This window comes from Hydrogenophaga sp. GW456-12-10-14-TSB4 (assembly GCF_059424305.1).
In genome coordinates this window covers 1-12,717 of sequence record NZ_JBWKZH010000021.1, presented here as the reverse complement: position 1 = coordinate 12,717, position 12,717 = coordinate 1, and the positions used below count along the sequence as shown (strand labels likewise).

Sequence of the window (12,717 nt, the reverse complement as noted above, 5' to 3'; positions counted from 1 at the left end):
ACGCCCCATGAACCCCGTGTCTCCCATTTCCCGGCTGCTGCAGCCGCGCAGCGTCGCCGTCATCGGCGCCTCGGCCGACGCGGGCAAGACCGCCGGCCGCCCGGTGGCCTACCTGCGCAAGCACGGCTTCACCGGCGACATCTACCCGGTCAATCCGCGCGTCGAGCAAATCGACGGCCTGCGCTGCTACCCGGACATCGCCTCCCTGCCCGCCGTGCCGGACGTGGGCATCGTGCTGCTCGGCGCCGAGCGCGCGCACAAGGCGGTGCAGGACCTGTCGGCGCGCGGCACGGCCGCCGCCATCGTGCTGGCCAGCGGCTACACCGAGACCGGCGAAGAAGGCGCGCGCCGCCAGGCGCAGCTGAGGGAGGCCGCGGGCAGCATGCGCATCCTCGGGCCGAACACCATCGGCCTGGTCAACCTCACCGACCGCATCGTGCTCTCGGCCAGCGGCGCGCTGGAGATGGACCACTTTCCGGTCGGCTCGGTGGGCGTGGTGTCGCAAAGCGGCGGCATCCTGGGTGCCCTGCTCTCGCGCGCGGCGGCCCGCGGCATCGGCCTGTCCAAGCTGATTTCCACCAGCAACGAGGTGGACCTGGACCTCGCCGATTTCATCGACCAGCTCGCCGACGACGATGCCACGCGGGTCATCGCGCTGTACGTGGAGAGCGTGCGCGACCCCGAGCGCTTCCGCCAGGCCGCGCTGAAGGCCGCGCGCGCCGGCAAGCCGGTGGTGGCCTTCAAGATCGGCCGCTCCGAGGCCGGTGCCCAGGCCGCCGTGTCGCACACCGGCGCGCTCGCGGGCGCCGACCGCATGTACGACGCGCTGTTCAAGGAAGTGGGCGTGATCCGCGCGCAGACCTTCAGCGACCTGCTGGACATCCCGTCGGCCCTGTCCACCGGCCGCACGCTGCGCGGTCACCGCGTCGCCATCCTCACCTCCACCGGCGGCGCCGGCACGCTGGTGTCGGACAGCTACGGTGTCTCGGGCCTGGAGACCCCGCCGCCCGACGAGGCCACCGCCGCGAAACTGCGCGCGCTGCAGACCGGCGAGCAGGCCGCGCTGGACCGCAACCCGATCGACGTGACGCTGGCCGGCCTGCAGCCCGAGCTGCTGCGCGGCGCGATCCGCGCCCTGCTGGAGAGCCCGAGCTACGACGCGCTGACCATCATCGTGGGCTCGTCCAGCCTGGCCATGCCCGAGCTGATGGCCAACGCGATCCAGGACTGCCTGCCGCTGAGCGACAAACCGGTGATCGCCTACGTGAGCCCGCATGCGCCGCAGGTGGCCGCGCTGCTGACGCAACGCGGCGTGCCGGCCTTCGCCGACGCCGAGAGCTGCACGGCGGCGCTCAAGGGCATGCTGCAGACCCGCCGCTGGGCCGAGCACGCCGCCGCGCCGCTGGGCACCCCGGTGCCGGTGCAGGACATCGCGGGCGGCTCGCTGAACGAGGCCGAGTGCAAGCAGCTGTTCACGCGCTTCGGCATTCCCTGCACCGCCGAAACCGTGGTGGGAAGCCCCGCCGAGGCCGAGCAGGCCGCGCGCGCGCTCGGTGCGCGCGTGGTGCTGAAGATTCTCACGGGCGAGATCACGCACAAGAGCGACGTGGGCGGCGTGGCCGTCAACGTGCCGCCCGAACAGATCGGCGCGCGCCTGGGCCGCATGGCCGACGAGGTGCAGGCCAGGGCCGGGGTGAAGCCCACGCGCTTCCTGGTGCAGGAGATGGTCTCGGGTGGCACCGAGCTCATCCTCGGCATGCACCGCGACGCGCTGGGCACGGCCATCCTGCTGGGCATGGGCGGCGTCACCGCCGAGCTGTTCAAGGACACCACCCTGCGCATGCTGCCCCCACAAGGCGGCCTGAGCCGGGAAGTGGCCCACGAGATGGTGCGCGAGCTCCAGACCTGGCCCCTGCTCGACGGTTACCGCGGCCGGCCCAAGGCCGACGTGGACGCGTTGGTCGCGGCCATCGTGGCCTTCTCGCAGATGACCGCGCAGCTGGGCGAGCGCCTGATCGAGGCCGAGATCAACCCGGTGTTCGTGCTGCCCGAAGGCCTGGGCGTGAAGGCGGCCGACGGCGTGGTGGTGCTCGCGCATGCGGACTGACACGGCGCTGATCGACACCCTGTCGGCGCAGGCCCGCACCGAGCGCGTGGCCTGGGCCGGCGGTCGGGTCTGCTGGCGCAGTTTCGGCAGCGGCAGCCCGGTGGTGCTGGTGCACGGCGGCCACGGCAGCTGGCTGCACTGGGTGCGCAACATCGAGGCCCTGGCCGCACAACACACCGTGTGGGTGCCCGACCTGCCCGGCTTCGGCGATTCGGACGCGCCCGAGGGCGAAGGCCTGGCCGCGCTGCTGGACCCGGCGCTGTCCACGCTGGACACGCTCATCGGCCCCCACACACCGCTGCAGCTGGTGGGTTTCTCCTTCGGCGGCCTGGTCGCGGCGCACCTGGCCGCGCGGCGGCCCCGGGTGCGGCGCCTGGCCCTGCTGGGCACCGGCGGCCACCAGGGCGCGCGCCGCCCCAAGGGCGAGCTGGTCAACTGGAAGCCGGCCTGGCGCGCGGGCGATGCGACCGCCGTGGAACAGGCCATGCGCCACAACCTCGCCATGCACATGCTCAGCGTGGCGGCCGACGACATCGACCCGCTCGCGCTGCGCGTGCACACCGAGGCCTGCGTGCGCACGCGGTTCCGCAGCAAGGAAATCTCACGCGCCGGCGGCCTCGCCGCGGCGCTGGCGGTCTATGCCGGGCCGACCCTGCTGGCCTGGGGCGAACACGATGTGACGGCCGAACCCGCCGCCATCGCGCCCGTGCTGGCCGCCCCGCTGCCCGAGGCCCGCACCCGCATCGTGGACGGGGCCGGGCACTGGGTGCAGTACGAGCGGGCCGACGCGATCAACCCGCTGCTGCTGGGCTGGCTGCGGGACTGACCCCGTCGGTCAGGCGGCCTTGCGCATAGGCCAGGATGTTGTCGAAGGCGATGCCGAAGTAGCGCTCGTAGTTGTCCTTCTCCACGTAGCCGATGTGTGGCGTGCACAGCACGTTCGGCAGGCGCAGCAGGGGGTGGTTCGCGCCCAGCACCGGCTCCTCTTCGTAGACGTCGACCGCGGCGAAACCCGGCCGGCCTTGCGCCAGGGCATGCGCCAGCGCGCCGCGCGCGATCAGCTCGGCGCGGCTGGTGTTCACCAGCAGCGCCGTGGGTTTCATGCGCGCGAGGTCGTCGGCCGTCACGATGCCCGTGGTCTCGGCGCTGAGCCGCACGTGCAGGCTGATCACATCGCTCTGCGCGAAGAAGTCCTCGCGCGAGGGCGCCACCTCGAAGCCGTCGGCGCGCGCAGCGGCGGTCGAGGCTTCGCGGCCCCACACCCACACCTTCATGCCGAAGGCGCGGCCATAGCCCGCCACCTGCCGGCCAATGCGGCCGTAGCTCCAGACGCCCAGGCGCTGGCCGCTGAGCTGCTGGCCCAGGTGGCCCTGCCATTGCCCGTCGCGCAGGCGGTTGGCCTCGCTCACCAGGTGGCGCCGGCTGGCCAGCGCCAGCGTCCAGGCGATCTCGGCCGTGGCCGACCCCGCGCCGCTGCCCTCGGCCACGCGCACGCCGCGCGCGGTGCACGCGGCCAGGTCCACATGGCCCGCGAGCTTGCCGGTCTGGCTGATGAGGCGCAGCCGGGGCAGGCGGTCGAGCAAGGCGGCGTCGATGCGCGTGCGCTCGCGCGTGAGCACGATGGCCTCGGCGTCGGCGAAGCGCGCCGCCAGGGCGTCGGTGCCTTTCACCGAGTCGTTGAAGATGCGCACCTCGTGGCCGGCGAGCTTGGCGAAGCAGTCCAGGTGCCGCACGCAGTCCTGATAGTCGTCGGGAATCGCAATGATCATGGATTTATTGCAAGGTGATCTGAAGCTGGTCGACGGTGCGCTTCCACATGGCGAGGTCCTTGCGCACGATCTCGGTGTAGTCCTCGGGCGTCATGCCGCCGGCCTCGATGCCGTAGTTCTGGAACAGCTCGCGGATCTCGGCCGACGCCAGCGCTTTCTTCACCTCCGTGTAGAGCGCCTGCACGATGGGCGCAGGCGTGCCGCTGCGCGCGAACAGGCCGTACCAGCCGTGCACGTTGAAGCCGGGGTAGCCCTGCTCGGCCACGGTGGGCACGTCGGGCAGGCCGGCGAAGCGGTTGGCCGGCGCCACGGCCAGCGCGCGCAGCTTGCCGGTCTTGATCTGCGCGAGGGCCGAGCTCATGTCGAGGAACATGAACTGGATCTGGCCGCCCAGCAGGTCCTGCACCGCCGGGGCCGCGCCGCGGTAGGGCACGTGCGTGACCTTGATGTCGGCGCGCTGTGCGAACAGCGCGGCGCCGAGGTGGGCCGAGGTGCCGTTGCCCGAAGAGCCGTAGTTGACGCTGCCGGGCGCGGCCTTGGCCATGGCCACCAGGGCCTGCAGGTCCTTGGCCGGGAAATCGGGCCGCACCACCAGCGCGTGCGGGATGTAGCCCACCACCGTCAGCGGCGCGAAGTCGCGCAGCGTGTCGAACGGGTAGTTGGGCATGAGCGCGGGGTTGGTCACCGCGAGGATGGACGGGAACACCAGCGTGTAGCCGTCGGCCGGGCCGCGCGCCACCTCGCCCATGGCGATCACGCCACCGCCACCCGGCTTGTTCTCGACGATCACCGGCTGCCCGAGGGTGGTCGAGAGGTTCTTGCCGACGGCGCGCGCCATCAGGTCGGTCGGGCCGCCGGCCGCGAACGGCACCAGGATGCGGATCGGCTTGTTCGGAAAGGCCTGTGCCTGCGCCTGCGCCGCCGCGAACGGCAGGACGAGGCTGGCGCCGATCGCGGCGTTGAAGCGCCGGCGCGACAAGGGGTGTTGGGTGCTCATCGGTCTGTGTCTCCAGGTCTAGGTATGGGAAGGCGGCACGGCCGGGCCGTGGCACCTTCGCGCAGCTTAGGTCGCCTGGTCGGGGTGCGCACCACCCCAATTCCACGGAATGGAATTAGATCCCGACGAGCCGGTCGAGGATGCGGTCGTGGTCCTCGAAGAAGCGGCCCTCCATGCCGGGCAGGTCGGCGATGGGCACCCAGCGCGCTTCCATGGCGTCGTCCGCGGCCTTCACCTCGGGCAGGTGGGCCAGCCGCCCGAGATCGAAACGGAACGCCATCGACACGATGCCGCCCCGGGGGCTGCGCAGCGGGTGGTCGAACACCGCCGACTCGCGCAGCGCCGCCTGCAGGGTCGAGGGCAGCGGGGCGTAGCCGGTTTCCTCGCGGAGCTCGCGGATGGCGGCCTGCAGGAAACGCTCGCCCCGATCGACGAAGCCCCCTGGCACGGCCCACAGGCCATGCCCGACCTGTCCGCCGCGGCGGATCAGCAGCACGTGGTCGTTGGCCGTCACCAGCGCGTCGGCGGCCAGGTAGTGCGGTGCCGTGTACTTCGCCCGGATGGCCGCGACCACCAGGGCCTCGCGGCGCAGGCGGCCATGCTCGGGCAGCAGCGCCCACGCCTGCAGGTAGCTCGCGGTGCTCGGGTGGACCTGCGGTGCCAGGAGGGTCAAGGCCATGCCGACGTCGTCGCTCTCGAAGTAGAGCTTGCGCAGCGCCGTGGCGTCCAGGCCGTCCACCGGGGTCACGCCCACGCGCTTCCAGTCGGGAAAGTGGTTCAGGTAGCCGGTGGTGGCGTCCTTGGGGTGGCCGATCAGCAGGATGTCGCGCGTCCCGCCGGCCACGGCCTCGACCTCGGCGTGGACCGAGCGCGCCCAGCGCTCGTCGTCGTAGCAGTCGCGCACCGGCACGAAGCGCAGGCGCCCGGCCTGCCCCGGCAGCATCGCCAGGACCATGTCGCGGCGCTCTTCCCAGGTGAAGGGGTTGCGCGTGTCGCGCGAGCGGAAGGACGAGCCGATCACGATCACGACCCGGGCGGCGCGCTCCAGCGCGGCCTCGAACAGCCGGAGGTGACCGAGGTGGGGGAGCTGCCAGCGGCCGATGACGACCGCGAGATCGGCTTGAGAGGACATGGACATGGTTCGCCTGTGGTTGGGGTCGGGGGATCAGGCCACGGTCACCGCGGCGATCGGCATCTGGCGGCCGCTGCCGAAGGCCCGCGGCCGCACGCGCAGCACGGGTGGCGCCTGGCGCCGCTTGTATTCGTTGCGGGCGATCATGCCGGCCACGCGCCGGGCCAGGGCCGCCCCCTCTGTCGTCGCCTGCAGCTGCGCCACAACGGCCTGCGATTGTTCCTTCTCCCAGGCGGGCAGCCGCTCGCCTTCGATGAGCTGTTTGAGGATCTCGTCGAGCAGCTCGTAGGGCGGCAGGCTGTCGGTGTCTTTCTGGTCCGGCGCGAGTTCCGCCGAGGGAGGCTTGTCGATGATGCTCACGGGAATGAGCTCGCAGCCGGCCGCCTCGTTGAGGTGGCGCGAGAGCGCGAACACCTCGGTCTTGTAGAGGTCACCGATCAGGCCCAGGCCTCCGTTGGTGTCGCCGTACAGGGTGCAGTAGCCGACGGAGACCTCGGACTTGTTGCCCGTGGTGAGCAGCAGGTGGCCGAAGGTGTTCGAGAATTCCATCAGGATGGTGCCGCGCACGCGCGCCTGCAGGTTCTCCAGCGCGAGCCCTTCGAGGGCCCGGCCGAAGGCGGGCGCGAAGCCCTGCTCGTAGCGCGCCACGATCTCGTGGATCGGGTGCTCCAGGAGCCGGATGCCGAGGTTCTGACACAGGCGCACCGAGTCGGACACGCTGCCTTCGCTGGAGAAGCGCGAGGGCATGGTGATGGCCACCACGTGGTCGGCGCCCATCGCCTCGACGGACAGCGCCAGGGTGAGCGCGGAGTCGATGCCGCCCGAGCAACCGACCACCACCTGGGTGAAGCCGCAGCGGCGGGCGTAGTCCTGGAGGCCGAGGACGATCTGCTGGCGGTAGAAGGCCATGGTGCTCAGCCCGGCCGGATCGACAGGCACCACCAGCGGACTGCCGTCCGCGCGGAAGAACGCCTGGGTGCCGGGGTCGAAGGCCAGGGTGGTGACATCCTGGCGGAAGCGCCGGGCTTCGTGGACGATGCGCCCGCCGGCGTCCACCGCGAAAGAGGCGCCGTCGTACACCAGCTGGTCGTGCCCGCCCACCTGGTTGACGTAGAGCAAGGGCAGCTTGTGGCGCGCGCACGCCTTGCCGAACACCTGGTGGCGCTGCTCGCGCTTGCCCACGTTGCTCGGGCTGGCGTTGATCGAGATCACCAGATCGGGCAACACCTCCGAGAGCTGGGAGAAGGGGTTGATGCTGTAGTCGGCGCCCTCGTCGTTCCAGCCGTCCTCGCAGATCATGAAGGCCACCCGCGCGCCGTCCACGCGCAGCGTGCGCGCGCTGTGCTCGGGGCCGGGCTCGAAGTGGCGCCGCTCGTCGAACACGTTGTAGGTGGGCAGCAGCTGCTTGGCGTATTGCAGCAGCACCTCGCCGTTGCGGATCACCATCAGCCCGTTGTAGAACGGCTTGCCCGGGCCCTCGCGGCGCAGCGGCGCGCCCACCACCCAGTGCAGACCCGGCAGCTCGCGGGTCGCCAGCCGGAGCTGCTCGATCCCCTTCTCCACGCGCTGCTGGAACGGCCGCTCGTCCAGCATGTCGCCCGGGTAGTAGGCGGTGAGGCTCATCTCCGGGAAGACCACCAGGCTCGCACCGTCCAGGCGGGCCTGGCGCGCCGCTGCCAGCATCAGGGCGATGTTGCCTTCGATGTCGCCGATGGTCGGGTTGATCTGGGCACAGGTCACGCGCAACATGGAGGTCCTCGGTGGGTGAAAGAAGGTCTCAGGCCGCGACGCGAAACACCTGGCGCAGGTAGGCGAGGAAGGTCTCGTCGTCGCAGAGGGTCTTGCCGGGTGAGTCGGAGAGCTTGGCCACGGGTTGCCCGTTGCAGCTCACCAGCTTCATCACGATGTTCAGGGTCGGCAGGCCCATGTCGTTGGTCAGGTTGGTGCCGATGCCGAAGCCGGTCTGGATGCGGTCGGCGAAGTGCTCGTAGAGGCCGATGGCGGTCGGCAGGTCCAGGCCGTCGGAGAACACCAGGCGCTTGGTGTGCGCATTGATCTTCAGGCGCTCGTAGTGCGCCAGCGCCTTCTCGCCCCAGGCCACCGGGTCGCCCGAGTCGTGGCGCAGGCCGTCGAACAGCTTGGCGAAGTAGAGGTCGAAGTCGGCCAGGAAGGCGTCCATGCCCACGACATCGGTCAGGGCCACGCCCAGGTCGCCGCGGTACTCCTGCACCCAGGTCTCCAGCGCCGCCTTCTGGAAGCCCTTGAGCTGCACGCCCATGGCCTGGAAGGTCTGCAGGTACTCGTGCGCCATGGTGCCGATCGGCACCAGCCCGTACTTCTTCGCCAGGTGCACGTTGGAGGTGCCCTTGAAGAACTCGGGCACTTCCTTCGCGAAGGTGGCCACCACCTCTTCCTGCCACGCGGCCGAGAAGCGGCGGCGCACGCCGAAGTCGAAGAACTCGAACGGGTGCCGGCGCCGGGCACCGACGGTGCGCAGCAGCGCGATCTTCTCGCGCAGGCGCCGGCGGCCTTCGCTCAGCACCTCGGGCGTGGCCAGGCGCCGGAAGTAGATCTCGTTGACGATGGCCAGCACGAAGATCTCGAAGAACATCACGTGGATCTGGGGCCCCTGGGCCACGATGACCAGGTGCTCGCCTTCGGCGGCCACCGTCACGTAGCGGTGCTGAAGCTGGAAGATGCGCAGGAAGTCGATGAAGTCGGACTTCATGTACCGCAGGCCGCCCAGGTACTGCAGCTCGTCCTCGGTGAAGCGCAGGGTGCAGAGGTGCGCCAGCTGGCGTTCCACCTCTTCCCGCAGCTCGCTCAGCGGGTAGCCGGGTTCGTTGCGGCAGACGAAGCGGTACTCCGCCTGGTTGGCCGGCATCGAATGCAGCATGGGCTGCAGCATGGTGAACTTGTAGAGATCGGTGCCCAGCAGCGAGGTCACAACGGGCGAGAAGTTCATGGTGCTTTCCTTGTCTTGGTCTGAAGTCAGCAAATCCGCGCGGCGAACTCGTCCACGCTCAACACCAGGCTGCCGGCGGCGCGTGCGCGCTCGAACAAACCGTCTGCCAGTGTCTCAAACCCGGGCACCGGGCTCATGCAGTCGCGCAGCAGCACCACCTGGGGCGCGAAGGCCGGCGAACCGGCCAGGAAGCGCATGAACTGGTCGTAGCTGGCGGCCACGCAGTGGCTCGACGCCTGTCCCGCGAACGCGACGACGTCGGCCCCGCTGGCCACCGACGCGGCCAGCGCCCGGTTGAACTGCGTGCTCGGCACCGAGGCCACGGGGGCGTCGGCCTCGAAGACGCCGAAGTGTTCGGTCAACGGGTACTCGCCCTTGAGCACCTTGGTCACCGCGCGCTGGTGGGCCATTTCCCAGACGGCAAGGCTGTCGGCCACCGCGCGCTGGATGTTGTGCCCCCAGGTGGCCGTGACGCAGTGCACCGGCCACACCACCATGCCGGCCTTGCCGGCGGCGGCCAGCTGGTCGAGCATGGCCACGACCTGGCCGGTGAGGCCGGCATCGCGCGGCCGGTGCTCGCCGGCCGCCACGCTCGCGGCGGTGATGAAGGTGAACGGGGCCACAGTCCGGCCTTCGCGGTCGAGCCAGAAGGTGGTGCGCTCGACCGCCACGCTGGCGTGCGAATCCAGCGTCACCGTGATGTCGTCGATGCGCGCCGTGTGGGCTTCGATGAAGCGGGCCAGGCGCCGCAGGTCTTCGTCGGCCCCCGCCACCGGCAGCGCCGCGCCTTCGATGTCGCAGAAGTCGTTCTGGGGATCAATGATCAGGAGCTTGGTGCGCATGTCCGTCCGTCCTTCCTTGGTGGGTGTCGATGGCCTTAGTATACACACTTTGATTCTTTTTGCATCTTAGTCGGTGAAAGAATAAAAGCACCCATTCGATTCATTTTGGATCTAAGGGATAGAATCCGGAAAAATTCAAACCATGACCATCATCCTGACCGTCGATGCCGTGCTCCTGACCCTGGTCGAGGGCGAACTGGAGGTCGCTCTCTTCAAGCGCGACAGCGAGCCCTTCAAGGGCCTCTGGGCGCTGCCCGGGGGCTACGTCCATGAGGACAAGGACGACCATGCTGGCGCGGCGGCCGCGCGCGTGCTGAAACACAAGGCCGGCGTCGTCAGCCCCTACCTGGAAGAGTACGGCACCTTCTCCGGCCCGGGCCGCGACCCGCGAGGCTGGTCGCTCACCGTCGTCTACTACGCCCTGGTGCCGGCCAGCGTGCTGGGCGATGGGGTGCACCGGTTCAAGGTGAGCCAGTTGCCTGCCCTGCCCTTCGACCACGCGCAGATCATCGCCAGCGTGCTGGCGCGGGTGCGCAACAAGGCCGCCTACTCGTCGCTGCCGGCCTTCCTGTGCGGCGAGGAGTTCACGGTGCCCGAGCTCCACGCGGTGTACGAGGCGGTGCTGGCGCAGCCGCTGAACCTGCCCAACTTCCGGCGCAAGCTCGACGACCTCGGCATCCTGGAGGAAGTCCCCGGCGCCACCAAGCTCGGCGGGCGCAACCGGCCCGCGCAGCTCTACCGGCTCAAGAAGCAGTTCCGCTCCTCGCTGAGCGTGCGCGACCGCGGCCTCTGAGGACCATCGACCATGCAGTTCCAACCCGTTCTCGACGACATCGTCCGCACCCTGCGCCCCCGGCTGGGCATGGAAGGCCGGGTGGCCGACTACATTCCCGCGCTGGCGCGGGTGCCGGCGGCGCAGTTCGGCATCGCGCTGCGCACCTGCGACGGCCAGGAGGCCCAGGCCGGCGACAGCGCCACGCCATTCTCGATCCAGAGCATCTCCAAGCTGTTTGCGCTGACCCTGGGCATGCGCGCCCTGGGTGAGAGCCTGTGGGAGCGCATCGGGCGCGAGCCCTCGGGCAACCCGTTCAACTCGCTGGTGCAGCTGGAGGCCGAGCAAGGCACGCCGCGCAACCCCTTCATCAACGCCGGCGCGATCGCCGTCACCGACCGGCTGGTGAGCCAGGGCGATGCGAAGGCCGCCATGCTGGCGCTGGTGTCCAGCCTGTGCGACGAGCCGGTGCGCTTCGACGAGGAAGTGGCGGCCTCGGAAGCCGCGACCGGTTTTCGCAACATCGCGCTGGGCAACTTCATGAAGAGCTTCGGCAAGATCGACAACGATGTGGCGACCGTGCTGGACGCGTACTTCCACCATTGCGCGGTGCGCATGACCTGCCTGCAGCTGGCGCGCGCCACCGGCTACCTGTGCCGCGACGGGCAGCACCCGTTCACCGGCGAGCGGCTGCTGACCGAGCGCCAGACGCGCCGCATCAACGCCCTGATGCTGACCTGCGGCACCTACGACGCCGCCGGTGAGTTCGCCTTCCGCATCGGCCTGCCCTGCAAGAGCGGTGTGGGCGGCGGCATCGTGGCCGTGGTGCCCGACCAGCTGAGCCTGTGCGTGTGGTCGCCCGCGCTGGACGCCACCGGCAACTCGCTGCTGGGCATGCAGGCGCTGGAGCTGTTCACCGCCCGCACCGGGCTGTCGGTGTTCTGAGGGCTCAGGGCACCTGGCCGCTTTTCTTGGGCCACAGGTTCTCGAACGCGTGCACCGCCGCGCTGGCGTAGAGCCCCGCCTGGGTGAAGGGCTCGTGCTGCTGCCAGCGCACCGCCGCCTCGCGGCTCTCGAAGTCGATCGCCAGCAGGCTGCCCACCATGCTGCGGCCGTCGTCGCTCAGCAGCGGTCCGGCAAAGGCGATCCGGTCTTCGACCTGGGCCAGGTAGGCCTTGTGCGCAGGCCGGACCGCGTCGCGCAGCGCCGCCGCACCAGGGCGGTCCAGGAGATGGAACACATAGACCATGCCTCAAGCCCCGTACTTCGATTCGATGCCGGACCAGCGGTCGAAGCCGACGATGCGCTTGTACTCCTCGAAGCCGACGCCGGTGCCCACCAGCTTGAGTTCGCCACTGCGGATGTCGGCCAGGCTGTCCTGCATGACGCGCACGCTGCGCATCAGGAGCGAGATGCCGTAGATGACGATGCGAAAGCCCAGGTCTTCCAGCGCCTGCGGGCGAAGGATGGGCGTGCGCCCGCCTTCGAGCATGTTCGCCATCAGGGGCACACCGGCGAGGTGGCGGCCGATGAGCGCCAGCTCGTCCACCGACTCCGGCGCCTCGATGAACAGGCCATCGGCACCGGCCCGCGCGTAGCGCTCGCCGCGCCGCAGGGCTTCGTCCATGCCGACCACCTCGCGGGCGTCGGTGCGGGCAATGATGAAGGTGCGCGGGTCGCGGCGCTGCTCGGCGGCGGCGCGGATGCGGCGCTCCATTTCCTCGCAAGACAGGAGCTCCTTGCCGACGATGTGGCCGCAGCGCTTGGGCGACACCTGGTCCTCGAAGAACAGGGCCTGGGCGCCCATCTTCTCGTAGGTGTGCACCGCGTGCACCACGTTCTTGACATCGCCGTAGCCGTTGTCGACGTCCACCAGCACCGGCAGGTCGGACACCGCGAGGATGTCGCGCACGCCCGCGCCGATTTCGCCCAGGGTGGCCAGGCCGATGTCGGGCAGGCCGAAGCGCGCACCGACCAGCGGGAAGCCGCCGATGAAGTAGGCCTTGAAGCCCGCCTGCTGGATGAGCAGCGCCGAGATCGCGTCGTGCGCCCCGGGCAGCACCAGCGGGCGTTCGCTCGCGACCAGGTCGCGGAAGTGGGGGGACGGGGTGGCGTTGACGGTGGTCATGGGGG

Annotated in this window: 12 protein-coding genes; 4 read left to right on the top strand and 8 right to left on the bottom strand. The window is 70.2% G+C overall.

The features are described 5' to 3' along the window. Positions 1-7: 7 nt before the first annotated feature. Both AC07ZS_RS12340 and AC07ZS_RS12335 read left to right on the top strand, forming a co-directional pair. Positions 8-2,107, top strand: a complete 2,100-nt coding sequence (locus AC07ZS_RS12340; RefSeq protein ID WP_494798896.1) for an acetate--CoA ligase family protein — start codon at positions 8-10, stop codon at positions 2,105-2,107. After that, a complete protein-coding gene (locus AC07ZS_RS12335) occupies positions 2,097-2,933 on the top strand; it encodes an alpha/beta fold hydrolase (RefSeq protein WP_494798895.1) in 837 nt (278 codons plus the stop codon). The genes AC07ZS_RS12340 and AC07ZS_RS12335 overlap by 11 nt, the downstream gene beginning before the upstream one ends. Here the strand turns inward: AC07ZS_RS12335 and AC07ZS_RS12330 are convergent. The 6 genes from AC07ZS_RS12330 to AC07ZS_RS12305 form a co-directional block, all read right to left on the bottom strand. After that, the gene (locus AC07ZS_RS12330) at positions 2,899-3,876 is read right to left on the bottom strand and encodes a D-2-hydroxyacid dehydrogenase family protein (RefSeq protein ID WP_494798894.1); all 978 of its coding nucleotides are present in this window, start codon (positions 3,874-3,876) and stop codon (positions 2,899-2,901) included. The genes AC07ZS_RS12335 and AC07ZS_RS12330 overlap by 35 nt on opposite strands. A gap of 4 nt (positions 3,877-3,880) precedes the next feature. Then, the gene (locus tag AC07ZS_RS12325) at positions 3,881-4,873 is read right to left on the bottom strand and encodes a Bug family tripartite tricarboxylate transporter substrate binding protein (RefSeq protein WP_494798893.1); all 993 of its coding nucleotides are present in this window, start codon (positions 4,871-4,873) and stop codon (positions 3,881-3,883) included. A 115-nt stretch (positions 4,874-4,988) separates the two neighbouring features. After that, complete coding sequence (locus AC07ZS_RS12320) at positions 4,989-6,011, bottom strand: NUDIX domain-containing protein (protein ID WP_494798892.1); 1,023 nt, start codon at positions 6,009-6,011, stop codon at positions 4,989-4,991. Between the two features lie 27 nt (positions 6,012-6,038). Further along, positions 6,039-7,754 carry an NAD+ synthase gene (locus tag AC07ZS_RS12315; protein WP_494798891.1) on the bottom strand — a complete coding sequence of 572 codons (1,716 nt, stop codon included), beginning with the start codon at positions 7,752-7,754 and terminating at the stop codon, positions 6,039-6,041. A gap of 28 nt (positions 7,755-7,782) precedes the next feature. After that, positions 7,783-8,970, bottom strand: coding sequence for a nicotinate phosphoribosyltransferase (gene pncB / locus AC07ZS_RS12310; protein ID WP_494798890.1), 1,188 nt, complete (start codon positions 8,968-8,970; stop codon positions 7,783-7,785). Positions 8,971-8,996: 26 nt separating this feature from the next. Further along, positions 8,997-9,812 (bottom strand): cysteine hydrolase family protein, encoded by an 816-nt coding sequence (locus tag AC07ZS_RS12305; RefSeq protein ID WP_494798889.1) that lies wholly within the window; start codon positions 9,810-9,812, stop codon positions 8,997-8,999. A 142-nt stretch (positions 9,813-9,954) separates the two neighbouring features. Here AC07ZS_RS12305 and AC07ZS_RS12300 point away from each other — a divergent pair, with 142 nt between their 5' ends. Further along, on the top strand, positions 9,955-10,605 hold the full coding sequence (locus AC07ZS_RS12300) for an NUDIX hydrolase (RefSeq protein ID WP_494798888.1): 651 nt from the start codon (positions 9,955-9,957) through the stop codon (positions 10,603-10,605). Positions 10,606-10,617: 12 nt separating this feature from the next. Further along, positions 10,618-11,529 carry a glutaminase gene (locus tag AC07ZS_RS12295; RefSeq protein ID WP_494798887.1) on the top strand — a complete coding sequence of 304 codons (912 nt, stop codon included), beginning with the start codon at positions 10,618-10,620 and terminating at the stop codon, positions 11,527-11,529. Between the two features lie 4 nt (positions 11,530-11,533). Here AC07ZS_RS12295 and AC07ZS_RS12290 read toward each other — a convergent pair whose 3' ends face one another. Together AC07ZS_RS12290 and AC07ZS_RS12285 are read right to left on the bottom strand one after the other, a co-directional pair. Continuing rightward, on the bottom strand, positions 11,534-11,833 hold the full coding sequence (locus AC07ZS_RS12290) for a YciI family protein (protein ID WP_494798886.1): 300 nt from the start codon (positions 11,831-11,833) through the stop codon (positions 11,534-11,536). Positions 11,834-11,836: 3 nt separating this feature from the next. After that, the coding region (locus AC07ZS_RS12285) for an isocitrate lyase/PEP mutase family protein (RefSeq protein ID WP_494798885.1) at positions 11,837-12,717 on the bottom strand (881 nt) is incomplete at its 5' end.